The sequence below is a fragment of the Ruegeria sp. CF4 genome (genome assembly GCF_056537345.1).
In genome coordinates this window covers 213,791-235,920 of the sequence record NZ_JBQFRJ010000002.1, presented here as the reverse complement: position 1 = coordinate 235,920, position 22,130 = coordinate 213,791, and the positions used below count along the sequence as shown (strand labels likewise).

At 59.3% G+C, this 22,130-nt stretch carries 25 protein-coding genes; 6 read left to right on the top strand and 19 right to left on the bottom strand.

Annotated features, from left to right (window positions below):
* Positions 1–5 precede the first annotated feature (5 nt).
* The 9 genes from ACR0NF_RS07845 to ACR0NF_RS07805 all read right to left on the bottom strand — a co-directional run bounded on the left by ACR0NF_RS07845 (position 6) and on the right by ACR0NF_RS07805 (position 7,854).
* A complete protein-coding gene (locus ACR0NF_RS07845) occupies positions 6–410 on the bottom strand; it encodes a cupin domain-containing protein (protein WP_480470983.1) in 405 nt (134 codons plus the stop codon).
* 66 nt (positions 411–476) lie between these two features.
* Entirely contained in the window at positions 477–1,271 is a 795-nt protein-coding gene (locus ACR0NF_RS07840) for a CE1 family esterase (RefSeq protein WP_480470984.1), read from the bottom strand.
* 135 nt (positions 1,272–1,406) lie between these two features.
* On the bottom strand, positions 1,407–1,967 hold the full coding sequence (locus ACR0NF_RS07835) for a hypothetical protein (protein ID WP_480667230.1): 561 nt from the start codon (positions 1,965–1,967) through the stop codon (positions 1,407–1,409).
* Positions 1,964–3,037, bottom strand: coding sequence for a phenylalanine--tRNA ligase subunit alpha (pheS, locus tag ACR0NF_RS07830; RefSeq protein WP_010443591.1), 1,074 nt, complete (start codon positions 3,035–3,037; stop codon positions 1,964–1,966). Before pheS ends, ACR0NF_RS07835 begins: the two co-directional genes overlap by 4 nt.
* Before the next feature lie 66 nt (positions 3,038–3,103).
* Complete coding sequence (locus tag ACR0NF_RS07825; protein WP_480778030.1) at positions 3,104–4,174, bottom strand: Hint domain-containing protein; 1,071 nt, start codon at positions 4,172–4,174, stop codon at positions 3,104–3,106.
* A 149-nt stretch (positions 4,175–4,323) separates the two neighbouring features.
* A complete protein-coding gene (locus ACR0NF_RS07820; RefSeq protein WP_480470988.1) occupies positions 4,324–5,694 on the bottom strand; it encodes a glutamate--cysteine ligase in 1,371 nt (456 codons plus the stop codon).
* Between the two features lie 65 nt (positions 5,695–5,759).
* A complete protein-coding gene (locus tag ACR0NF_RS07815; RefSeq protein ID WP_480778029.1) occupies positions 5,760–6,287 on the bottom strand; it encodes a hypothetical protein in 528 nt (175 codons plus the stop codon).
* A complete protein-coding gene (locus ACR0NF_RS07810; RefSeq protein WP_480778028.1) occupies positions 6,284–7,132 on the bottom strand; it encodes a GNAT family N-acetyltransferase in 849 nt (282 codons plus the stop codon). Before ACR0NF_RS07810 ends, ACR0NF_RS07815 begins: the two co-directional genes overlap by 4 nt.
* Positions 7,129–7,854: a 16S rRNA (uracil(1498)-N(3))-methyltransferase gene (locus ACR0NF_RS07805; protein ID WP_480778027.1), complete on the bottom strand. Its 726-nt coding sequence runs from the start codon at positions 7,852–7,854 to the stop codon at positions 7,129–7,131. The genes ACR0NF_RS07810 and ACR0NF_RS07805 overlap by 4 nt, the downstream gene beginning before the upstream one ends.
* A gap of 12 nt (positions 7,855–7,866) precedes the next feature.
* Between ACR0NF_RS07805 and ubiA the strand changes: the two genes are divergently transcribed.
* The 3 genes from ubiA to ACR0NF_RS07790 all read left to right on the top strand — a co-directional run bounded on the left by ubiA (position 7,867) and on the right by ACR0NF_RS07790 (position 11,122).
* Positions 7,867–8,829 (top strand): 4-hydroxybenzoate octaprenyltransferase, encoded by a 963-nt coding sequence (gene ubiA / locus ACR0NF_RS07800; RefSeq protein WP_480659180.1) that lies wholly within the window; start codon positions 7,867–7,869, stop codon positions 8,827–8,829.
* A gap of 66 nt (positions 8,830–8,895) precedes the next feature.
* Positions 8,896–10,800, top strand: a complete 1,905-nt coding sequence (locus ACR0NF_RS07795; protein ID WP_480778112.1) for an OmpA family protein — start codon at positions 8,896–8,898, stop codon at positions 10,798–10,800.
* 1 nt (position 10,801) lies between these two features.
* Positions 10,802–11,122, top strand: a complete 321-nt coding sequence (locus tag ACR0NF_RS07790) for a hypothetical protein (protein ID WP_480470993.1) — start codon at positions 10,802–10,804, stop codon at positions 11,120–11,122.
* Positions 11,123–11,135: 13 nt separating this feature from the next.
* On the opposite strand, the gene ACR0NF_RS07785 is transcribed toward ACR0NF_RS07790, so the two are convergent.
* From ACR0NF_RS07785 to pgsA, 3 genes are read right to left on the bottom strand one after another with little or no spacing between them, the layout of a single operon-like run.
* Entirely contained in the window at positions 11,136–11,579 is a 444-nt protein-coding gene (locus ACR0NF_RS07785) for a molybdenum cofactor biosynthesis protein MoaE (RefSeq protein WP_480470994.1), read from the bottom strand.
* Between the two features lies 1 nt (position 11,580).
* Positions 11,581–11,826, bottom strand: coding sequence for a molybdopterin converting factor subunit 1 (gene moaD, locus ACR0NF_RS07780; RefSeq protein WP_480470995.1), 246 nt, complete (start codon positions 11,824–11,826; stop codon positions 11,581–11,583).
* A gap of 3 nt (positions 11,827–11,829) precedes the next feature.
* Entirely contained in the window at positions 11,830–12,498 is a 669-nt protein-coding gene (pgsA, locus tag ACR0NF_RS07775) for a CDP-diacylglycerol--glycerol-3-phosphate 3-phosphatidyltransferase (RefSeq protein ID WP_480470996.1), read from the bottom strand.
* Positions 12,499–12,535: 37 nt separating this feature from the next.
* Here pgsA and ACR0NF_RS07770 point away from each other — a divergent pair, with 37 nt between their 5' ends.
* Positions 12,536–12,682: a hypothetical protein gene (locus ACR0NF_RS07770; protein ID WP_480470997.1), complete on the top strand. Its 147-nt coding sequence runs from the start codon at positions 12,536–12,538 to the stop codon at positions 12,680–12,682.
* Positions 12,679–13,563, top strand: coding sequence for a DMT family transporter (locus tag ACR0NF_RS07765; RefSeq protein ID WP_480470998.1), 885 nt, complete (start codon positions 12,679–12,681; stop codon positions 13,561–13,563). The genes ACR0NF_RS07770 and ACR0NF_RS07765 overlap by 4 nt, the downstream gene beginning before the upstream one ends.
* Here the strand turns inward: ACR0NF_RS07765 and uvrC are convergent.
* From uvrC to ACR0NF_RS07730, 7 genes are all read right to left on the bottom strand, one after another.
* On the bottom strand, positions 13,560–15,434 hold the full coding sequence (uvrC, locus tag ACR0NF_RS07760) for an excinuclease ABC subunit UvrC (RefSeq protein ID WP_480778026.1): 1,875 nt from the start codon (positions 15,432–15,434) through the stop codon (positions 13,560–13,562). The genes ACR0NF_RS07765 and uvrC overlap by 4 nt on opposite strands.
* A gap of 290 nt (positions 15,435–15,724) precedes the next feature.
* Positions 15,725–16,504 carry an SDR family oxidoreductase gene (locus ACR0NF_RS07755; RefSeq protein WP_480778025.1) on the bottom strand — a complete coding sequence of 260 codons (780 nt, stop codon included), beginning with the start codon at positions 16,502–16,504 and terminating at the stop codon, positions 15,725–15,727.
* Positions 16,505–16,525: 21 nt separating this feature from the next.
* A complete protein-coding gene (locus tag ACR0NF_RS07750; protein ID WP_480659175.1) occupies positions 16,526–17,488 on the bottom strand; it encodes a calcium/sodium antiporter in 963 nt (320 codons plus the stop codon).
* A 168-nt stretch (positions 17,489–17,656) separates the two neighbouring features.
* On the bottom strand, positions 17,657–18,454 hold the full coding sequence (locus ACR0NF_RS07745; RefSeq protein WP_480778024.1) for a S49 family peptidase: 798 nt from the start codon (positions 18,452–18,454) through the stop codon (positions 17,657–17,659).
* Positions 18,455–18,558: 104 nt separating this feature from the next.
* Complete coding sequence (locus ACR0NF_RS07740; RefSeq protein WP_480778023.1) at positions 18,559–19,320, bottom strand: ABC transporter permease; 762 nt, start codon at positions 19,318–19,320, stop codon at positions 18,559–18,561.
* Positions 19,317–20,246 carry an ABC transporter ATP-binding protein gene (locus ACR0NF_RS07735; protein ID WP_480471004.1) on the bottom strand — a complete coding sequence of 310 codons (930 nt, stop codon included), beginning with the start codon at positions 20,244–20,246 and terminating at the stop codon, positions 19,317–19,319. The genes ACR0NF_RS07740 and ACR0NF_RS07735 overlap by 4 nt, the downstream gene beginning before the upstream one ends.
* 91 nt (positions 20,247–20,337) lie before the next feature.
* Positions 20,338–20,853 carry an SRPBCC family protein gene (locus ACR0NF_RS07730; protein WP_480667226.1) on the bottom strand — a complete coding sequence of 172 codons (516 nt, stop codon included), beginning with the start codon at positions 20,851–20,853 and terminating at the stop codon, positions 20,338–20,340.
* Between the two features lie 138 nt (positions 20,854–20,991).
* Between ACR0NF_RS07730 and ACR0NF_RS07725 the strand changes: the two genes are divergently transcribed.
* The gene (locus ACR0NF_RS07725) at positions 20,992–22,086 is read left to right on the top strand and encodes a CaiB/BaiF CoA transferase family protein (RefSeq protein WP_480471006.1); all 1,095 of its coding nucleotides are present in this window, start codon (positions 20,992–20,994) and stop codon (positions 22,084–22,086) included.
* The last annotated feature ends 44 nt before the right edge of the window (positions 22,087–22,130 follow it).

Below are 22,130 nucleotides of genomic sequence, written 5' to 3'. Positions count from 1 at the left end.
CCTCCCTACTCCTCTGCGACCGTGTTTGAAACGCTGTCCGATCCGACAAACACCGCCAGAACCCTTGCAATTCCATCACCGGTGTTCTCGCCCGCATGTGAAGAATGCAGCGCCTCGACCAATGCGTCGCCGGTTCTGAAGACCCGGATACCCGCCGCGCCGTAATCGACGGTAATCTCACCTTCCAGAATATAGGCCGCCAGAGGAGCCTCGTGATGATGCAAACCGGTTTTCTGCCCCGGCTGCAGAGTGACGATGGCCATGGTGATCTGCGGCGTGCCTGCGGGGTATTCCAGTGGCTCACCCGCGACTGTGGTATCGGTCTGCAACAGGACATCAACCGGAGGATAAGTGTCACGGGCGAAGGCAGGCGCGGCGGCCAGAATCAGGGCGAGCGGCAACAGTCTCATCAGATAGGGTCCTTAATCAGGTTGCACCGCATAGGGGAGTGTGAACGCGCGGCGATGTCAAACACCTCAGGGATAGGTCGGTTTGCGCCCCAACAGTTCATCCAGTTGTCGCCCGATCCAGCCATGCGGGATGAAATGCCCGCCCGGATGGGTGTCCAATGTGACCTGCCCGCGTGCGCAATCGGTCCATTCCACGCGGCTGAGGGTCAGGATCGGAACAACGCTCCAATCCCCGCGCGGGGTCGCATCGTGGCAGTCATAAGCCGCACGCCACAGCGCGACCGGATAAGTCGTGTCGCCATTCGCGCCATAGGGAAAATCCATCACCGTATCGCTCAGCCCGTGCACATGGCGTGCCTCGCGCGGGGCTTCGGGGCAGTCTTCCGTCTGACGGATGCTGCCCGCAACGGCCAGCAAGGCGGCAATATCATTGCCCGACTGGCACACATAGCGCCACGCCATTGCGCCGCCGAAGGAATAGCCCGAGACATAGATACGGTCCGGATCAATCGGATAGCGTTTGGCGACGTCCTGCAGCACCGCATCGGCAAAAGGCACATCGCCCGTGTCCGACGTCCAGAAATCCCAGCTTTTGCCCAAACCGTTCGGGGCCACCAGCAACACGCCCCGCAGCTTGGTCGCCCCGGCGATGCGTTCATGATTGACCACCACAGTCCCCTGCCGCGCCCAGCCGTGGAAATGCAACAGCACCGGCAGAGGCGTTTCCCCGTCCCAGCCCTCGGGCTCGAGCACATGGTACGAGCGGTCACCGACCTCGCAGGCAACATCACCGTGGCAGGTATCCACGGCGGCGGCTTGGGTGGCGGTCAGCAGAAGAAGGCAGAGCAGTCGATAGATCATAGGCCGGAGCCTAGCCACCTGACGCCAACTGTCACGTCACAACCCTGTGGGAACCTGTAACAAGCCGCGTTTTCGATGAGCTTTGGCACCACCCAAGAGTTTTAGCGACGAGTTGCTACTCATTCGCTTCAACTTCTACAGGCTTGGCGGTACAGACTCACCAGAACTCCCATTGTTGTTTTGCTCTGCTTGCCTCGGGCCAACATCCACCCACTTGTAACGGGCTACAGTTTTTTCCAATCCAAACTCAGATCTCAAAAGGTCTCTAAGATCGTTCATTATCCGGCTGGTGTCGTATGCCGTATAGTCTCTCACAATTAAGTCCAATTCTGAGGCCAACTTCTCATCGCCAAAAAGGTTCACATCGCTTAGTGCAGCCATTCTCGCACGTTCCAACTGCCACCATTCCTCTGAATCGGGGCCTAGTTGCCGATGCTTAACTCTTTCCGGCTCAGAATCATCCAGCGCACGATAGGCACTCAATAATTTCTCGCGCCTAATTTGCCTCGAAGCTATTTTCGCTTCTTCTTCCAGCCTTAGGTGGAAGTTTTCTCTATCACGCCTGCGAGTTAATACGTGAGTAGCAATGGCGGCTAGCACAGCAGATACAATCGGACCAATAACAAGCCAAATAGTTGCAATGCTTAAGCCAAACAGGAACGGCTTGGCATACCATGCGAGTTCCGCTGGATTCACCGAGACAAACCACCATGCAGGTTCGGCATATCCAGCGCTGCGAACCCATAGTGCCGCAGCCAGCGCAGGTCAGAATCAAAGAACGCCCGCAGATCGGGAATGCCGTATTTCAGCATCGCCAGACGGTCGATGCCGATGCCAAAGGCAAAGCCCTGATAAACCTCGGGGTCGATGCCACCGGCGGCGATCACCTTGGGGTGGACCATGCCGGAGCCCAGAATCTCCATCCAGTCATCGCCCTCGCCGATCTTCAGCTGACCGTTATCCCAGGAACAGCGGATATCGACCTCGGCCGATGGCTCGGTGAAGGGGAAGTGCGAGGCGCGGAAACGCAGTTCGACGTCGTCGACCTCGAAGAACGCCTTCACGAACTCTTCCAGAACCCATTTCAGGTTCGCCATCGAGATGTCCTTGTCGATGGCCAAACCTTCGACCTGATGGAACATCGGCGTGTGAGTCTGGTCATAGTCGGCACGGTACACACCGCCCGGACAGATCACGCGGATCGGCGCGCCCTGCAATTCCATCGAACGGATCTGCACCGGCGAAGTATGGGTCCGCAGCACATGCGGCGGGCGATTATCGCCCTCGGCGCGGTGCATGTAGAACGTATCCATCTCAGCCCGCGCGGGGTGGTGGCCGGGGATGTTCAGCGCGTCAAAATTGTGCCAGTCGGTCTCGATCCGCGGCCCTTCGGCCACCGAGAAACCCAGTTCTGCAAAGATCGCGGTCAGTTCCTCGGTCGCCTGACTGACCGGGTGGATCGAGCCCTGACGGCGCGCGCGGGTCGGCAGGGTGACGTCCAGCCATTCAGTGCGCAGACGCTCATCCAACGCGGCATCGGCAAGGGCTGCCTTCTTGGCGGAAAGCGCTGAGTTGATCTCATCCTTCAGGGCGTTCAGCGCGGGGCCGGCCACCTGACGCTCTTCGGGCGTCATCTTACCCAGCTCGCGCATCTTGAGCGCGACTTCGCCCTTTTTACCCACGGCAGCGACACGGATCGCCTCCAGCGCGTTTTCGTCGCCCGCTTCGGCGATTTGACCCAGATATTTTGCCTTAAGATCGTCCATGACGGTCCCCTGAATGCTGTTGAGGCTCTGCTATCACAGCAGTCCGCGAAAGCAAGAGGGGGCGGATCAGGTTGCGGTCAGAACCGCCGCCTGCGGGCCACTGCGCACCGGTCGGATCGTGTTGCCATAAACACTCGGGTGCTGTCGCAGCTCGGGGAACAGGGCAAACAGTTCCTCGGCGGCGGCATCGCCAAGCCCTGCAACAGCCTGAGCGCCGGGAAAGAAACTTTCCGAGATCAGGCCTGAGGTCGTCACCAATTGATGGCGGTCAAAAAACAGATGCACATACCGCACGATATCGCAGGGGGTTTGCGTGATGGTTGTACCGTTGATCAGGGACTTGGCCGGTACGAGAATCTCGTCCTCGCCAAACAACAGCTCAGCTTGCCAGCCCGAGATCAGGACACGGTGCTGTGGCGAAACGGGAATATCGCTTTCCGCCCCCAGAACGCCTGCCGAGATGAGCACCGGAGCAAACCGCCCCTGTCCTCGGACCGTGCGGTCTCCGATCCATTGTACCGGACATGCGCCCTGATCGACGGTCAGAACCAGATCGCCGGGGCGCAACGCTTCGACCCGTCGCGGACCACCCGGCGTATCCACCAGTGTTCCAGCGGCAAAACAGGTTGCACCACTGTCGCCGGGCGAAAGACTGCCATAAACCAGAGTGTCCGGATCCGGCTGGTTGAACTGCAGCGTCGTCGTGGTCCGGCTGGGCCCAACGAGAACCGGCAGATTTACCGAGGTCTGCCCGGCCGCCAGCCCGTTCTGCGCGACGATGTTTTGCGTGCCCCCTCCGATGTCATAAAAATCTATTACCTCACCTGTCGCGGTGTTGGTCAGCGCGTAGGCCTCAAAATTGGTAGCGCCGCCGCCGTTCGGATCCGTGAGCAGGATGGGAAAGTCATCAGCTGAAATGACAAAGATCTGTTCGTTGTTATCCGGGTCTACGGTGACCCTGATCCCTGGCACGTCTGTCAAAGGGATCTCGATGCCAACCTGTCCGTTGGTCTGATAGAACGATACTGTGAAATCAGCCGGAACTTCCGTCGACCCCAGAGAGACCTCAAGAAACTCTGCCACACCTGTCTGGGCGACATAGGCATTTGAGTAATGGAGCTCACTAATTCGGGCCATTGCGCTATCACTCGATGATTTCTAGGCCCGACTAAATCGCATGGACCCCATATCCTGCAAGACGGGTTGCGAAAGAAGGCAAATGTTCACCTAACGGCCACAGGCCCGGATCCAATGCGCACCAAAGTCACGCACCGGGGCGATATGATTCAATAGCTGAATTCCGGATAGATGCGGGTCAGATCCCCGTCCCAATCGCCATTGTAACGATCCATCAATTCATCTGCGGGGACCTGACCCGAATCGATGCTGTCTTTGAGCGCATTCAGGAAATGGGTCTCATCCTGAACCAAACCGCCTGCCCCGGCGCGTGCGCGCGCGGCGAGACCGGCATCTGCGATCGAGACGACCTCGCGTGCCAGATCATGCATATTGATCTTTCCTACCTGCGCCTGCAGGCCATCTTTCGCCGCCGCGACCCGCAATGCTTCGCGCGTCTCGGCATCCCAGCCTTTGACCAGATCCCAGGCGGCGTCCAGAGCGCCTTGGTCATAGGTCAGACCGACCCAGAATGCGGGCAGAGCACACAGGCGCCGCCACGGGCCACCATCGGCACCGCGCATCTCCATGAATTTCTTGATGCGCGCTTCGGGGAAGGCCGTGGTCAGGTGATCGGCCCAGTCGGACAAGGTTGGCGTCTCACCCGGCAGTGCGGGCAATTTGCCCTGCAGGAAGTCGCGGAAAGACATGCCCAATGCATTGATGTACTGACCGTCGCGATAGACGAAATACATCGGTACATCGAGGGCGTATTGCACGTAACGCTCGAACCCGAAGCCCTCTTCGAAGACGAAAGGCAGCATACCGGTGCGCGCATCGTCGAGGTGCCTCCAGATATAGCTGCGCCAACTTTTCTGACCGATCGGTTTACCCTCGAAAAAGGGTGAGTTTGCGAACAGCGCCGTGGCAACAGGCTGCAGCGCCAGAGCAACGCGCAATTTCTGCACCATGTCGGCCTCGGACCCGAAGTCGATATTGACCTGAACCGTACAGGTGCGCCGCATCATGGCGCGACCCATGGTGCCGACCTCTTCCATATAGTCGTTCATCAGCCGATAGCGGCCCTTGGGCATCAGCGGCATCTCGTCATGGGTCCAGATCGGGGCCGCGCCCAGACCGATGAAACCCACGCCGATCTCATCGGCGATATCTTTCACTTCGCGCAGATGGGTGTTCACCTCATCGCAGGTCTCGTGAATGGTCTCCAGCGGAGCGCCCGACAGCTCCAGCGCGCCGCCCGGCTCCAGGCTGACATTGGCACCGTCCTTTTCAAGCCCGATCAGATGCCCCGCCTCACGAACCTCAGCCCAGCCGTGGCGGTCGCGCAGCCCTTCGAGCACGGCCACGATAGACCGGGTGCCTTCGAACGGCAGCGGTTTCAGCGTGTCCTTGCAATAGCCGAACTTCTCGTGCTCGGTCCCGATGCGCCAATCGTCTTTGGGCTTGCAGCCCGATTCCAGATATTCGGCCAGTTGCTCATGGCGTTCGATCGGTCCGCCGCCGGACTGGGGGATGGACATGAACCGGTCTCCGATCCTGCTGTGTCTGTCTTAGCCGCCAGTCCTGAGCGCAAACTGCGCCAGTGTCAATGCAGGCGCAGATGCGCAGGTCGCATCGGACGGCGTTCCCATATCACCACCGGATGGATCGCGCCGCCGTTCAGTTCAGCCAGCATTTGTTCGGTTTTCAGACCCGGCAGGTTCGAGAACACGTCGAACAGCGCCTCAGCCCCCTCGGCGTTCACCGGAATGTGAAGTGTTGGTTGACCCGGCTGGTCCAACACCCAGTGCGCCGGGTTCGAGGTCGGGTCCAGCGCCAAACGCTCGATTTCGCGCGTCGCGACGATGCCGCCATCAAGCGGGCCGAGATAGGTGATCTGGCCTTCATCAATCGTGACCACGCCGGGGCCGCCCGCGCCGGTACGGAAGCGGGCGCGCTGTACGCCAATCACAGCCAAGGCCACGGCAATCACCAACAACAGCCAGCCGAGCCAGCCCAGCAACCCCCCGGGGCCGCTGATCCAGCTGAGGCCCACCAAAAGGACGACCAAAGCCACCAACACTTCGCGCCAGCGCCATAAGGTCAATTTGGCTTCGGGTCGAATGAAACTCATGCAATGTCCTTCGGGTTGGTGAACAGGATCAGCGAGTAGTGACCCGCAAGTTTGAACCCGATTGCCATATAAGCACGCGCAGCAGAATCGGAAGCTGCGAACAGAACGGCGCGTGAAACTCCACCTTCTCGCGCCTCAATCAGATGCAGCGCCACGGCGAGACGGGCATAGCCACGACCACGCAACCCGGGCGGGGTGTATACGCCACCGATTTGCACGATTTCAGGCAAGCGAGCGTTAAACCCGGTCATGGAAACAGGCTGATTGTCAATCAACAGGACCCGGTGGGAGTCGCGCTTGGTATAGGCCTTGAAATCTTCACATGCCTGTTTAGCTGCACGCTTCGGATCGAAATCCATAGCCTCGATCAGATAGTCCCGCCGCCAGTTTTCGGTAACCGATCTGTCGAGCTCTCCCATCGGCACCAGTTGGGCACTTGTTGCCTCCGGCAGGACAAGTCGATCCAGCTCCAGCGAGAATCCCGGCTCATCACTGTTGAGCGTCGCAGGCCGGTCTTCCCATCCGCCAAGCTTCATAATCCGGCGCGCCTGCCTGGCTTCGGCGGCGATACCAAACAAGGCGTTCCCCCGGATCAGGTGCATGGCCGCCGCCAACTCTTCGTCAGAGCAGTCTGGGCATTGTGGCAGCACCATGCCCTCATTCGTAATGGCAAACACGGCACGTATGGGATTTCCCAGCAGCCACATTTTCAAAGAACGAGGGTGCGGGCCGTTCAGACCAAAGTCACGCATGTTGGCCAGCGGGAACATGGAGGTCTGGATGTGCTGCGATAGAAAAGTGTCGATCTGCGAAACGTCGCTGGCCTGCGCCAAGCGCCAGGTCACGACCAGTCTCCCAAAGCCTGTTGCCACATGGTCATCGCCGCAACCGCCGCCGTGTCAGCGCGCAGGATACGCGGCCCCAGGCTGACGATATGAGCATAAGGCAATCCCGTCAGCCGCTTGCGCTCACGCTCAGAGAACCCGCCCTCGGGACCGATCAGAATGGCCCATGGCTGAGCCTTCTCATTCGCAGCGAGACGCAGAGCAGAGCCCACCTCGGCCTCGTCACAGAACATCAGCTGACGGTCCTCGGACCATGTGTCCAGCACCCGGTCGAGCCGCTGCAAATCGGTGACTTCGGGCACAAAGGTGCCACCGCATTGCTCGGCGGCCTCGACCGCATGAGCCTGCAGGCGGTCCTGACGGATACGTTCGGAATTGGTAAACTCGGTCTGCACGGGCATGATCCGCGCTGCGCCCATTTCCGCTGCCTTTTCAACGATAAAATCGGTGCGCGCCTTCTTGATCGGTGCAAAGAGCAGCCACAGGTCGGGTGGCAATTGCAAGGGTTTGGTGTGCTCGGCACAGGTCAGCGTTCCACCCCGTTTGCCCGCCTCAGCAACCTCTGCCAGCCATTCGCCATCCTGTCCATTGAACAACGCAACCTGCCCGCCCACCGACAGGCGCATCACGCCGAACAGGTAATGCGCCTGTTCGCGCGTCAAAGGAACCGATTGCCCCGGACCCAAAGGGTGCTCTACATACAGTCTGATCTTCGCAGTCATGAGACCCTACATATGCAAGGCAATGCCCCAACACCAGACGGTCAGGTCGCGGATGCGGTCACCGGGAACTGGGTCGACACCCATGCCCCCGCTTTTATCCGTCCCTATCTGCGGCTCAGCCGCGCGGACCGACCGATTGGCACATGGCTATTGCTCATTCCCTGCTGGTGGGGGCTGGCACTGGCGATCCTCAGCGATGGTTCACCCCGATGGGAGGACTTGTGGATTGCCATCGGCTGCGCCATCGGCGCCTTCCTGATGCGTGGCGCGGGCTGCACATGGAACGATATCACCGACCGAGAGTTCGACGGGAAAGTGGAACGCACCCGCTCGCGCCCGATCCCATCGGGTCAGGTCAGCGTGCGGCAGGCGATGTTCTGGATGGTGCTGCAATGCCTGCTGGCTTTGCTGATTCTGCTGACTTTCAACCGCGCGGCGATTGCCATGGGTGTCCTGTCGCTGTTGCCGGTCACGATCTATCCTTTTGCAAAACGTTTCACTTGGTGGCCGCAGGTCTTTCTCGGGCTGGCCTTCAACTGGGGTGTACTGCTCGCCTGGGCGGCACATACAGGAACGGTTGGTTGGCCTGCGATCATACTCTATCTATCAGGCATCGCCTGGACACTATTCTATGACACGATCTATGCCCATCAGGATGCCGAAGACGATGAACTCATCGGTATCAAATCCACCGCCCGCCTGTTCGGGACCGATACGGCCCGATGGCTCAAGTATTTTCTGGTTGGTACGGTCGGCCTGATGGGGCTGGCCATTATCGATGCGTCGCTGCCCAACGCATCAGTTCTGGCGCTCGTCGTAGCGTTGGGTGGGCCATGGGCCATGGGGTGGCATATGGCGTGGCAATTGCGCGGCCTCGATACCGAGGACAACGCCAAACTGTTGCAATTATTCCGGGCCAACCGCGACACCGGCTTGATTCCGCTGATCTTCCTCTGCGTCGCCCTTTTGCTCTGATTGCACCTCCGGGCCGGGCTCTGTATGAGTCCGAAACTAACCGCCCGAGGAGTCTCGATCCCGCCCATGCGCCTGCCTTATGCCCTTGCTGTTGCGTTGATCTTTGCGGTGTCCGCCGGTCTGTCCCTGGTGGCCGCCAGCTTTTCGGTCAGCAAGATCGAAGACGCATCGGAACTTGCTGTGCGCCGGGCGCTGAACCTGCAGGGACATGACTGGGCCGAGGTTGAATCCGATGGCCTGCGTGTCGTGCTGACCGGAATGGCTCCGGATGAGGCGACACGGTTCAACGCCCTGACCGCCGCCGGAACCGAGGTCGATACCTCGCGCGTCATCGACGATATGGAAGTCGCACCGACCGCCGATCTGACACCCCCCCGGTTCTCTGCCGAAATCCTGCGCAACGATAGTGGTATTTCGGTCATCGGTCTGGTGCCGGCCAGCGAGGATCGCGACGATCTGATGAACCGCCTGCAACGGTTGGATCAGGACGCGACGGTTTCGGACCTGATGGAAAGCGCCGACTATCCCGCGCCCAAGGGCTGGGATCAGGCGCTGGACTATGCGATTCAAGCACTGTCTGATCTACCACGCGCAAAGATATCGGCCAGTCCGGGACTCGTACGCATCACCGCCATTGCGGACAGCCAGCAAGAGAAAGACCGGCTGGAACTAGACCTGAGCCGCGCCGCACCTCCAGGCTTGCGTATTGGTCTGGCGATCTCGGCGCCGCGCCCTGTGATCACGCCGTTCACCCTGCGCTACCTGATCAACGAGGACGGCGGGCAGTTCGACGCCTGTTCTGCGCAGGACGAAGACGCGCGCGACATGATCGTCGAGGCCGCACAACAGGCCGGGCTTAGCGGACCTTATTCCTGCACCATCGGTCTGGGCGTACCATCCCCACGCTGGGCGAACGCAGCGCAGTTGAGCATCCGGGCTTTGTCCGAACTTGGACGGGGTTCGGTCACGTTGTCGGATGCCGACATCACTCTTGTCGCCGCGCAGGACACCAGCCCGCTGGAGTTTGACCGCATTGTAGGAGAGTTGGAAAACGCGCTTCCCGAAGTGTTCGTCTTGCATGCGGTTCTGCCCGAACCCGAGCCAGATGACCCGACAGGGCCGATTGAATTCGTTGCAACCCGCAGCCCCGAGGGTTTGGTTCAACTGCGCGGGCGTGTGGGTGACGAGACCCTGCGTGATATGACGGACAGTTTCGCGCGCGCGGCCTTTGGTTCCCTGCAGGTGCATACGGCGACCCGGATCGCGCCTGACCTGCCCGCGGACTGGCCCGTGCGCGTTCTGGCCGGACTGGAAGCGCTGTCGCAGTTGCACAATGGTGCGCTGACCGTGACGCCAGACAATGTTACGCTATCGGGGCTCAGCCATGATCCCGATGCCAAGGCCCGGATCGCAGGCCTGCTGTCGGACAAGCTGGGTGAAGCACAGGACTACTCCCTATCGATCACCTATCAGGAGCCGCCCGCCCCTGCAGATGCCCCGCCCGACCCCGAGATCTGCGAAGAGCAACTGGCCGAGGTGCAGGCCGCGAGCAAGATCGCGTTCGAGCCGGGTTCAGCGACAGTGGCCGCCGATTCCCGCGATGCCCTGAACCAGATCGCGGATATCTTGCGAGAATGCGGCCCGATCCGGTTGGAAATTCAGGGCCATACCGATAGTCAGGGCCGGGAAGAGATGAACCAGCAACTCAGCCAGGCGCGCGCGCAGTCGATCCTGAACGAGCTGCGCGGACGGCGGGTGCCGACCTCAAGCTTTTCGGCCGTGGGTTATGGTGAGACACAACCGATCGCCGACAACGACACCGAAGAAGGTCGCGAAGAAAACCGCCGCATCGAGTTTCGTCTGATCCGGCCCGAGCCCGTGGCCAATACCGAAACCGGGCTTGAGGCGATGGAGGCCGAAACCCAGACACCAGAAACCGACGCAACGGATGCGGGCGAAGAGGATCAGTAAGTTGAACAGAACGGAATTCATCATCGCCACCGCCATCATCCTGTTCGCAGCCTTCTGCATGGGATGGTTTGCCAATTGGCTGGCCCATCGCCTGTCTCGCGTGCGCCAAAGCGACGTGGCCGATCTGGACCGCATGAGCCAGGAATTACACGAGGCCGAGGAAACCCGCGATCAGGCGATAACCTATCTGCAGCAGCGTGAAGCAGAGCTGACCAATCAGCTAACCCAGACCGAAGCCGAGCTGACCGCCGCGATGGAAGGTCTTCGCGCAGCGCGGCAGGAAGCCGAAGAAATGCGCGGGCGGATCAACAACGCGGATTAAGAGCGCTGCGCCTTTACCATCGGGTCAGCGCGTCTTCATCCTCATCTCTGGCGGCTACCCACTCTGCACCGGAGTTGGTGATTTCCTTTTTCCAGAACGGCGCGCGGGATTTGAGGTAATCCATCAGATACTCCGCCGCTTCAAACGCGTCCTTGCGATGCGGCGCGGCGGTGGCGACCATCATGATCCGGTCCCCCGGAGCCAGCCGACCGTGGCGGTGAATCACCAGCACATCCCCCAATGACCATCGGGCCTGTGCCTCTTCTGCGATCTTGGTCAGGGCGCGTTCGGTCATGCCCGGATAATGCTCGATCTCCATCACATCCAGATCGCCCGAGGCCAGATCACGCACGACCCCCGTGAAGGTGACGATGGCCCCATTTGCATCATCTCCGGCGGCGAAAGCGTTGGCCTCGGCCCCCAGATCGAACGCTTCTTCCTGAACCGCGATGCGCATGTCAGCCACCCGTCATGGGTGGAAAGAACGCAACTTCGCGCACGCCGGTTAGGGGGGCGTCGAAATCCGACAGTTCCTGATCCAAAGCCACGCGCAGGGCCGAAAGGTCGGCAAAGGCGGCGGCATAGCGATCCTCGCGCGCGCTGAGTTCGGCAACGAGGTCATTGACCGTTGCCGCCTCAGTTTCGACTTTCTCTTTCGGCAGGCCGATGCGCTCACGTACCCATGCGAAATACAGCACGTCCATCGCTTAAGTCTCCTTCAGGTGGGGCATGGCTTTACGTAGGTAGTCATAGCCGGTGATCAATGTCAGCGTCGCAGCGATCCAAAGCAGCCAAAGCCCGATGCGGCCCGACCAGAACATGCCTTCCAGATGCCAGCGGATATGATTGAGGTCTTCCACCTGCCCTGAAAGCACCTGATCAATGAGGGCAGAGTCCATGCCGAACGTAGCCATCACAAAGTAGTGTTCAAAGATCCCCTGCGAGAACAGGATCGCAATCGCCACCATTTGCGCCGTAGTTTTCCACTTCGCCAGTTTTGTCACTTTCAGGGTTCCGGCCACGTCACCAAGATATTCCCGCAGGCCCGAGACAAAGACCTCGCGGAACAGGATGACCGTCGCGGGCAGTACCAGCCACGGCGTCCAGCTTTCGGTCGAATACCCCACCAGTATCATCAGTGCGACTACCACCATCGCCTTGTCGGCAATCGGATCCAGCATCGCACCCATTTTGGTCTCTTGCTTCCAGGCCCGTGCGAGGTAGCCGTCAAACCAGTCGGTAATCGCGGCGGACAGGAACAGAATCAACGCAAACCAATCAGCATAGGGTCGCGTAAAATACAGAAACATCACGGCCAGACCGGGGGCGGCCAACAGGCGCAGCAGGGTCAGGATATTGGGCAGGTTCCACTTCATGGCTAAATCTTTACATCGCTGCTTCGGGACATAAAAGATGGCATTCGAAAACCTGGCCCGATCACAGGCGGTTGCGATGCATTTGACCAAAGGGTCGCAACAGCGAGATCTCGGTCAGATACGGCTTGGCCTGCGCTGGCTTTGCGGTCAGATTGGCCCGCAGTTCCAGCAGAGCGAAACATGACGACTCATATTCAAACCGATCCCCTGTCAAACCTGATCGGCAGCGCGTGGATGATCGCAGCCATGGCCTTGTTCGCGCTCGAGGATGCGTTCCTGAAGAGTGCGTCGGGCGCAATCCCGATCTGGCAGGTATTGGTTCTTTTTGGCACAGGGGGTGCCGTCATTTATGCCGTGGTCGCCATGCTGCGCGGCACGAAGCTGTTTCAGCCTGACGTCCTGTCCCGCCCGATGAAGGTCCGCGTAGTTTTCGAGATCTTGGGACGGCTGTTTTATGTGCTGGCCATTGCGCTAACCCCGCTGTCTTCGGCCACGGTCATCCTTCAGGCCACCCCCCTGGTCGTCGTGGCGGGGGCCGCGCTGTTCTTTGGCGAAAGTGTCGGTTGGCGACGCTGGAGCGCCATTCTGATCGGCCTGATCGGCGTGGTGATCATCATCCAACCAACTGGGGACAGCTTTTCGGCCCTATCGATCCTTGCCGTATTGGGGATGCTCGGCTTTGCCGGGCGGGATTTGGCCAGCCGCGCGGCGCCGGCCTCATTGGGAACCGAGGTTCTGGGATTCTACGGCTTCCTCTGCATCGTGGCCGCGGGGCTGGCCTATCGGTTTTGGGAGGGCACGCCCATGCAACCTCTGACGCCAGATGTCAGCCTGCATCTGGTTGGTGCGACCCTGATGGGTGTCATGGCCTATGCCTCGTTGATGAAGGCGATGCGCACGGGTGAGGTTTCATCGGTCACGCCGTTCCGATATTCCCGACTGCTGTTCGGGATTGGTCTGGGTGTGGCGATGTTTGGTGAGCGTCTGGACCAGACCATGTGGATCGGCAGCGCGCTGATCGTCGCCTCGGGGCTCTATATCCTCTGGCGTGGGCGGCGGGACTAGCTCTTGTCGTGGAAGAAGTCATAAACCTTCTGCGCCAATCCGGCTGAGATCCCCTCGACCGCTTTCAAATCCGCCAGATTAGCCCGACTGACAGCCTTCGCACTGCCGAAATGAGCCAACAGAGCCCGCTTTCGCGCAGCCCCCACGCCGGGGATTTCATCCAGCGGCGTCGCGCCAACGGCCTTGGCGCGTTTGGCCCGGTGAGTACCGATGGCAAATCGGTGCGCTTCATCTCGCAGGCGTTGGATGAAGTAGAGCACCGGATCGTTGCGTTGCAGTGCAAAAGCGCGCTGACCGATCCGATGGAATTCTTCTTTACCGTGGTCACGGTCCACACCTTTGGCGACGCCGACCATGGGGATGTCTTCGACGCCATGTTCGACCATGATCTCGTGCACTGCACTCACCTGCCCGGCCCCACCGTCGATCAGCAGAAGGTCGGGCCACATGCCCTTGTCGCGGTCCGGATCCTCTTTCTGCAAGCGGGTGAAACGTCGGGTCAGCACCTCTTTCATCATCCCAAAATCGTCACCCGGGGTTAGGTCATCGCCACGGATGTTGAATTTGCGATAGGCGTTTTTCATGAACCCCTCAGGGCCCGCCACGATCATGCCACCCACCGCGTTGGTGCCTTGAATGTGAGAGTTGTCGTAGACCTCAATCCGGTTCGGCGGGCCGTCGAGTTCAAACGCGTCGGCCACCCCGCGCAACAACTTGGCTTGCGTGGCGCTTTCCGACATGCGGCGGGCCAGCGATTCCCTTGCGTTGCGCAAGGCGCTTGCGACCAGTTCCTGTTTTTCTCCGCGCTGGGGCACCAGGATTTCTACCTTGCGCCCTGCTTTCTCAGTCAGCGCCTCCTGCATCAGATCGGCGTTTTCGATCCCGTCTGACAGGATCAACTGCCGGGGCGGTTCCTTATTGTCGTAGAACTGACCGAGGAAGGCCTCCATCACCTCAGCCGGGGACACATCGACCCCAACCCGAGGATAGAAATCCTTGTTCCCCCAGTTCTGGTTGGCGCGGATGAAGAACACCTGAACGCAGGCCTGCCCGCTATCCATATAAAGGCCGATCACGTCCGCCTCGGTCACGCCACGCGGATTGATGCCTTGCGAGGTCTGTACCTGCGTCAGCGCCCGAATTCGGTCGCGCAGACCGGCGGCGCGTTCGAATTCCATCGCCTCAGAAGCGGCCATCATCTGCTCGGCCAACTCTTCCTGCACCTTGGTTGACCGGCCCGAAAGGAACCGTTCTGCATCTTTGACGCTTTCACGGTAGTCCACGTCAGAAATCAACCCGACACACGGCCCTGAACATCGCTTGATCTGATAGAGCAGACAGGGCCGGGTGCGGCTGTCGAACATGGAATCCGAACAGTTGCGCAGCAGAAACGCTTTTTGCAGCTGGTTTAGCGTCCGGTTCACGGCTCCTGCGCTGGCGAAAGGGCCGAAATAGGCACCCTTCTCTTTCTTCGCCCCGCGATGCTTTTTGATCTGCGGAAAGGCATGATCCTTGGCAACCAGAATGTTCGGAAAACTCTTATCGTCTCGCAGCAGCACGTTGTATTTGGGCTTGAGCTGCTTGATCAGATTCTGCTCTAGCAGCAGCGCCTCGGTTTCGGTCCGGGTGGTCAGGAACATCATCGAGGCCGTCGCGGCGATCATCTTCTCGATCCGCCCGGAATGTCCCGGTCGGGTATAGTTTGAAACCCGCGCTTTTAAGTTCCGCGCCTTGCCCACATACAGAACCCGACTGTCCCCATCCAACATCCGGTACACGCCCGGCGAGCTGTCCAGCGTTTTCACATAGCGCTGAATACAGGCGTAGCCGGTCTTCTGAACATCAGAGGTCGAGTCGGAGTGAGAGGTCATGAGCCAGAGATATGATTCTGTGGCCATGGCTGCAATCTTGTGAGCCAATGATCAAGAGAAAACAAATCCACGGTTTCTGTGGATAACTGTGCAGATAAGTTTTGGGCTGTCTCGAATTTCCCTTGTTTCATTAAGGATTCTTTGATTTGCACAAAAAATAGGCACTTATGTAAGCATTTGTATTTATTATATACTTTTTCATTCATGGGACAAGTGTATGAAAAACAAGACATTTTTGTAACGTATTCGTAACGGGATTGAGAGCGGTGCAAAACTTGCACCGAAATTACTTATTCTACGCCCAAAACGTCCGGGGTTTGCCAGCCGAGATGTTGCCCGCCATCCACGCACAACAGCTGCCCGGTGACCGTGTGGGCATCCAGGAAATAGCCGAGGGCTGCGGTAATATCGGACGGATTCGCCCCACGCTCCAAAACCGTGTTCATGCGTTGCGCCTTGAAATGGCCTTCGCTTTGGCGGTGCCCCTGTATCGTCGGCCCCGGCCCGATCGCATTGACGCGGATTGCGGGTGCCAGAGCCTGCGCAGAAGTACGGGTCAACGCCCACAAACCCATCTTGGCAATGGTGTATGACATGAACTCGGGCGTCAGCTTGCGCACACGCATATCGACCATATTAACGATCAAGCCGGTCGCGACCGGTTCACCAGCATCGTCGATTTCGGGCAACAGCTCCTGTTCCGCCATCGCCTGCGTCAGCACGAAGGGCGCGCGCAGATTGCTGTCCATGTGCCGGTCCCAGCTTTGGCGGGTGGCGGTATGGATGTTGTCGTATTCGAAAATCGAGGCGTTGTTCACCAGGCATGTTATCGGACCGCCAAGCGCCTCGGCCGCACACGGCACCAGAGACGTGACATTTCCTTCGTCCAGTAAGTCAGCCTGCAGCGCAATGGCGGATCGGCCCAGCGCCTTGATTTCAGCAACGACCTCTTGTGCTGGTTGCTCCGAGGTCGCGTAATGCACAGCCACATCATACCCGCGCTTTGCCAGGTAGAGGGCCATCGCACGGCCCAGGCGAATTCCAGCACCGGTCACCAAAGCTTGGGGCATGAAACGTCTCTTCCTGTCCAGTTACGCCAACAGAGAGATGACATAGACCGCATACAGAACTGTCAACAACATTCCCCAACCACGCGTGATGTCCTTCTTGAAGAACACAAAAGGGATAAGCAGCAGGGATGCGCCCAGCATGACCCACAGATCAAATTCCAGAAACTCCGGGTCGACAGGAATGCGGCCAAACAAGGTGGCGATGCCGACAATGGCGAGCAGGTTGAACATGTTCGACCCGATCACATTGCCAAGCGCCACATCAGCCTGTCTGCGCAATGCCGCCATCACTGTGGTCGCAAGCTCGGGCAGGGATGTCCCGACCGCGATCAGCGTCAGTCCGATCACGGTTTCGCTTACACCGTAGGTGCGGGCGATTACCGTCGCGTTGTCGACCAGCAGATGCGCCCCCATGGGCAAGCCGATCAGCCCCAGCACCAGATAAATGGAAATCTTCCAATAGGGCATGTCGGGGTCGGCCTCTTCCAGGCCATCCAAATCATCGTCATCGGCGCAGGCTTCTCCACAGGCTTTGCGGTGGGCACGCGCCTCGCGGAAGGCGTTCCAGAGAACCAGTGCCAGCGCGGCAAGCAATATTGCCCCGCTGAACAGGTTAAACACACCACAGAAAGCCAGCCCAATGAACAGAACCGATGCCAGCAGCATGAAGACATAGTTCTTGCGGCTGTCACATTCGCTTGTGTGCAAGGTGGCCAACAGGGCAGGCACACCAAGAACCAGCAGAATATTCGCCGTATTCGACCCGACTACGTTGCCGAGCGCAATTCCGGGCGCGTTTTCCTTGATCGCGCTGATGGCAATCAACAGTTCGGGGGCAGATGTCCCGAAAGCCACGATGGTCAGGCTGACGATCAGCGCGGGCACCCCCAGACGCAGGCTGAGGTTAACGGCACCGCGCACCAGCGCGTCGCCTGCCAGCAGCAGGATCAGCAGGCCGAGGCCGGATAACAGCCATGCTGTCATGAACGGCCTCCTTTTTCACAGGCACAGGGGCCTTTGCCGATTCTGAATCTTCCGCATCGCGTACATTTGGCCGAGTTCAAACGCTTTTGACCGGGAAAGCGCAGCTTCCCGAACATCGCCAAGACGGCCATACCGACCAGGAACAGGGTAACGGCCTTGATGATCACTTTACAGACCGAAACGCGCGTAGGCCGCCCGCTCCTCTAGCCCGGCGATGGCGTCCTGTGCCATCCGGGCCCCAAAGCGCGACCAAATTGGTTTCTTCAACCCGTAACGGCGGAATTTAACCTTTTCACCAAAACGGTCCTGCATCTTGGGCTTGAGATGACCAATGCCGTCGATCAGACCCAATTCCTGCGCCCGCCGGGCCAACCACACTTCGCCGGTAAACAAATCCTGATTTTCATCCAGCTTGCCCCCTCGGCGGGACTTTACATGCGTGATGAAGTTCTCGTGGATGTCATCCAATAGCCGCTTCAGCCGCGCGACGTCCTCTTTCTTCTCCGGGGCAAACGGATCGAGCATCGACTTTGATTGGCCCGCCGTATGGACGCGCCGCTCAAACCCCTGACGCGCCAGAAAGACATGCGCGCCGAACCCCGATGAAATCACACCGATCGACCCCAGAACCGAGCTATCGTCGGCATAAATCTCATCCGCAGCGGCGGCCAGCCAATAGCCTCCAGAGGCGGCGACATCTTCGACAAAAGCATAGACGGGAATGTTTAGCTCATCCGCAAGACGCCGGATACGCGCCCCGATCAGCGAGCTTTGAACCGGTGATCCACCAGGCGAGTTGACCTCAAGCGCGACTGCCGCGGGCTTGCCTTTGCGAAAAGCTTTTTCCAGAACCGGCGCAAGCGAGGTGGCATTCATCGATCCACGCCCAGCCACTCCGATAGCGCCAGACAGACGGACCACGGCCACGACAGGCTGTTTTTTCAGGAACGGCACGCTCAACTTCATGGAAGCCGATGTAGAGCGCGCTCGGCCCGTTAACAAGAGACCCAAAGGGCCATAAACGCGACGTGAACCAATTTCACACACCCAATCGGCAAAAATGCAACGCACTAGCTGCGGATACGCCAACCGGTTTTGAAGATCCAGCCGATCACCGCCAGACACAATCCGGTAAAGCCGAGAATAGCCAACAGGCTCCAGAATATCGGGACATCCGCGATACCGTAGAAGGACCAGCGGAAGCCAGAAATCAGGTAAACGACAGGATTGAACAACGTGATCGTCTGCCAGACAGGTGGCAGCATTGAGATGGAATAAAACGTCCCTCCGAGGAAGATCAAAGGCGTAACGACCAGCTGCGGGATCAGCGACATCTGTTCGAAATTGCTGGCCCAGATGCCGACGATGAACCCCAGAAGGGAAAAGCTGAGGCAGGTCAGAACCAGAAAGGCCACCATCGCCAACGGATGCTCGATTCGTATCTCAACGAAGAATGTGGCCGTGATCAGAATCACCACGCCGACAAACAGCGCCTTGGTCGCCGCTGCGCCGACATAGCCGATAACGATCTCGATGAAATTGATCGGCGCAGACAGCAGTTCATAGATCGTGCCCAGAAATTTCGGGAAGTAGATACCGAACGACGCGTTCGAGATCGCCAACATCACCACCGACAGCATAATCAGCCCCGGCACAATGAAGGCACCATAGGATACGCCCTCGACCTCCTGGATACGACTACCGATAGCGGTCCCAAAGACCACGAAATAGAGCGAGGTGGACAGGACCGGCGACAGAAAGCTCTGCGCCAGAGTGCGGAAGAACCGGGCCATTTCGAACCGATAGATGGCGGCAATGGCGGACCAGCTCATGCGGGCTCTCCCGAGACAAGATTGACGAAGATCTCTTCAAGGCTCGACTGCCGTGTCTGCACATCGCGCAGCACCAGCCCGGCCTGCGCCACATCGTTCAGCAGCGTGGTGATACCCGTGCGTTCTGCGTTAGTGTCATAGGTGTAGATCAGCACGTCCCCCTCGCCGTTCAGCGTCAGCTGATGTTCCGAGAGGCTGTCGGGAATGGCTGGGATCGGGTCGGTCAGCATCACTTCGATCTGCTTCTTGCCCATCTGCGCCATAAGGGTGTCCTTGTCCTGCACCAGCAGAAGCTCACCCTTGTCGATGACGCCGACGCGGTCGGCAATCGCCTCGGCTTCTTCGATGTAGTGGGTGGTCAGAATGATGGTAACGCCAGCCTGCTTCAGCTCGGCCACGATCTCCCACATATCCTTGCGCAGCTCGACATCCACGCCGGCGGTGGGCTCATCCAGAAACAGCACGCGCGGCTCATGCGCCAGCGCCTTGGCGATCAGCACCCGGCGTTTCATGCCGCCCGACAACTCCTTGATCGCATTGCGCCGCTTGTCCCACAGCGACAGCTTGCGCAGAATTTCTTCGATCCGCGCGTTATCGCGCCCGTGGCCGAATAGGCCGCGCGAGAACCGAACGGTGTTCCAGACCTTTTCGAACGGCTCCAATGCGATTTCCTGCGGTACCAGACCGATCATCTTGCGCGCCGCTCGGAAATCCGTCTGAATGTCATGGCCGCCCACCGTCACCGACCCAGAAGTCGGCGTGGTAATCCCGCACACGGTCGAAATCAGTGTGGTCTTACCCGCGCCGTTCGGTCCCAGCAGTGCCAGGATCTCGCCTTCTTCGATGTCCAGCGTCACGCCTTTCAGCGCTTCAAAGCCATCGGCATAGGATTTGCGCAAATCCCGGATGGATAGAATGGTTGTCATGCGGTCCCTCGTTCTGGCCCTACAACCTATCGCGCCAGATCAACAGGGAACAGCCCCATCACGCACAGAGCCCTGCGCGCCAGCGCAGAGATTAGTCGCGGCCCGTCAAACGCCCCAGCCAACCCGGCTTAGCTTCCTCTTCCGACGCGTCGCCTTCTGGTTCAGGATCATCGAAATGGGCTTGCAGATTGGCAAAGAACTGATCGGCCATCTTTTTGGCAAACCCATCGATCAGACGGCTGCCCAGCTGCGCCAGCTTGCCCCCCACTTTCGCCTCGACCTCATATGTCAAAGCAGTTCCGCCCGCGTCGTTGGCCGCCAGCGTCACTTGGGCGCTGCCTTTGGCAAAGCCCGCCGCACCGCCTTTGCCCTCGCCTGCGATAGTCAAGCGCTCAGGCTCGACCATATCGGACATGGTGACTGTACCCTTGAAGGTCGCCTTCACCGGGCCGACCTTTTGCACAACGGTGGCCTGATAACCGTCTGTCGGATTGCCGGTGATCTCTTGCGCGCCACCGATGCAGGCTTTCAGCACTTCGGGGTCCAGCAAGGCACTGTAAACAGCGGCAGGCGGAGCTTGAATCTCACGCGTGTCGTTAAGCTGCATCTGGCAATCCTCTCTTACAATACTACGACCGACCTAGCCCTGAAACGACGACGCAAGCAACCCATTTGCAACGGCCCGGCGCATTCTCCGCTTGCATTTGATATCCCATGACGAAACCCTGTCGCGCAGGAGGACACCATGCTGGCAGGTTTGCGTATCATCGAATTCGAAGGGCTCGGCCCCGCCCCGTTCGCCGCCATGACGCTGGCAGATATGGGGGCTGATGTGATCACCATTCACCGCAAAGGTGGTGCAATCACCCCCGGCATGCCCGAATGCTCCCTCTTGGATCGTGGCAAACGGTCCATCGCGCTGGACCTCAAGGATCAGGAGGACTTGAACACCGCAAAACACCTGATCGCCACCGCTGACGCGCTGATCGAAGGTTTCCGCCCCGGCGTGATGGAGAAGCTTGGGCTCGGCCCTGAACCTTGCCATCACCTCAACCCAGCACTGGTCTATGGCCGGATGACAGGCTGGGGGCAAGACGGGCCCCTGTCCAAGACCGCAGGCCACGATCTGAACTATATCGCCCTGTCAGGGGCGCTTTGGTACGCATCCCAGCCAGATCAACCACCCCAGACGCCCGCCACGCTGGTTGGCGATATCGGAGGCGGAGCCATGTATCTGGTGGCCGGTTTGTTGGCCGGTTTGATCAACGCAAAAAACGCCGGCATCGGTACAGTGGTCGATGCCGCAATCTATGACGGCTCGGCCCATATGATGAACCTGCTGATGAGCTTGCGGCAAACTGGAAACATCTCGGACACACGTGGCCAAAGCTTGCTGGACGGCCCCCACTGGAGCCGCGTCTACACATGCGCTGACGGCGGGCACATTTCGGTACAATGCCTGGAGCCCAAATTCTACGCCTGCTTTCTCGAACAACTCGGCCTCTCTGAAGACGCTGAGTTTGCGAAACAATACGACCGCCGCGCCTGGCCCCGCCTAACAGAACGCCTCACAGACCTCTTCGCCACAAAACCCCGCGACCATTGGGCAGACCTGTTTCAAGGCAGCGACGCGTGCGTAGCCCCCGTCTTGTCACCTGAAGAAGCGCTGGTCCATCCGATGAACACCGCGCGCCAAACATGGATCGACCCCGACGGCACGAGACAGGCCGCCGCCGCTCCGCGGTTCTCGACCCATCATTGGCACCCCAAACCAAGTCCCAAACGCGGAGAGCATACGCAGGACGTTCTGAACGACCTCCCGCCCGCTTCATCTGGCTAAAAATATCCCGGGGGTGAATTGGCTGCAGGCCAAGAGGGGGCTGG

Excerpts from the sequence above, each read along its gene's own strand:
- ACR0NF_RS07845 (WP_480470983.1), bottom strand. The coding sequence starts at position 410 with ATGAGACTGTTGCCGCTCGCCCTGATTCTGGCCGCCGCGCCTGCCTTC.
- ACR0NF_RS07840 (WP_480470984.1), bottom strand. The coding sequence starts at position 1,271 with ATGATCTATCGACTGCTCTGCCTTCTTCTGCTGACCGCCACCCAAGCC.
- pheS (WP_010443591.1), bottom strand. The coding sequence starts at position 3,037 with ATGGACGATCTTAAGGCAAAATATCTGGGTCAAATCGCCGAAGCGGGC.
- ACR0NF_RS07825 (WP_480778030.1), bottom strand. The coding sequence starts at position 4,174 with ATGGCCCGAATTAGTGAGCTCCATTACTCAAATGCCTATGTCGCCCAG.
- ACR0NF_RS07820 (WP_480470988.1), bottom strand. The coding sequence starts at position 5,694 with ATGTCCATCCCCCAGTCCGGCGGCGGACCGATCGAACGCCATGAGCAA.
- ACR0NF_RS07815 (WP_480778029.1), bottom strand. The coding sequence starts at position 6,287 with ATGAGTTTCATTCGACCCGAAGCCAAATTGACCTTATGGCGCTGGCGC.
- ACR0NF_RS07805 (WP_480778027.1), bottom strand. The coding sequence starts at position 7,854 with ATGACTGCGAAGATCAGACTGTATGTAGAGCACCCTTTGGGTCCGGGG.
- ubiA (WP_480659180.1), top strand. The coding sequence starts at position 7,867 with ATGCAAGGCAATGCCCCAACACCAGACGGTCAGGTCGCGGATGCGGTC.
- ACR0NF_RS07795 (WP_480778112.1), top strand. The coding sequence starts at position 8,896 with ATGCGCCTGCCTTATGCCCTTGCTGTTGCGTTGATCTTTGCGGTGTCC.
- ACR0NF_RS07785 (WP_480470994.1), bottom strand. The coding sequence starts at position 11,579 with ATGCGCATCGCGGTTCAGGAAGAAGCGTTCGATCTGGGGGCCGAGGCC.
- moaD (WP_480470995.1), bottom strand. The coding sequence starts at position 11,826 with ATGGACGTGCTGTATTTCGCATGGGTACGTGAGCGCATCGGCCTGCCG.
- pgsA (WP_480470996.1), bottom strand. The coding sequence starts at position 12,498 with ATGAAGTGGAACCTGCCCAATATCCTGACCCTGCTGCGCCTGTTGGCC.
- ACR0NF_RS07770 (WP_480470997.1), top strand. The coding sequence starts at position 12,536 with ATGGCATTCGAAAACCTGGCCCGATCACAGGCGGTTGCGATGCATTTG.
- ACR0NF_RS07765 (WP_480470998.1), top strand. The coding sequence starts at position 12,679 with ATGACGACTCATATTCAAACCGATCCCCTGTCAAACCTGATCGGCAGC.
- uvrC (WP_480778026.1), bottom strand. The coding sequence starts at position 15,434 with ATGACCTCTCACTCCGACTCGACCTCTGATGTTCAGAAGACCGGCTAC.
- ACR0NF_RS07755 (WP_480778025.1), bottom strand. The coding sequence starts at position 16,504 with ATGCCCCAAGCTTTGGTGACCGGTGCTGGAATTCGCCTGGGCCGTGCG.
- ACR0NF_RS07750 (WP_480659175.1), bottom strand. The coding sequence starts at position 17,488 with ATGACAGCATGGCTGTTATCCGGCCTCGGCCTGCTGATCCTGCTGCTG.
- ACR0NF_RS07745 (WP_480778024.1), bottom strand. The coding sequence starts at position 18,454 with ATGAAGTTGAGCGTGCCGTTCCTGAAAAAACAGCCTGTCGTGGCCGTG.
- ACR0NF_RS07740 (WP_480778023.1), bottom strand. The coding sequence starts at position 19,320 with ATGAGCTGGTCCGCCATTGCCGCCATCTATCGGTTCGAAATGGCCCGG.
- ACR0NF_RS07735 (WP_480471004.1), bottom strand. The coding sequence starts at position 20,246 with ATGACAACCATTCTATCCATCCGGGATTTGCGCAAATCCTATGCCGAT.
- ACR0NF_RS07730 (WP_480667226.1), bottom strand. The coding sequence starts at position 20,853 with ATGCAGCTTAACGACACGCGTGAGATTCAAGCTCCGCCTGCCGCTGTT.
- ACR0NF_RS07725 (WP_480471006.1), top strand. The coding sequence starts at position 20,992 with ATGCTGGCAGGTTTGCGTATCATCGAATTCGAAGGGCTCGGCCCCGCC.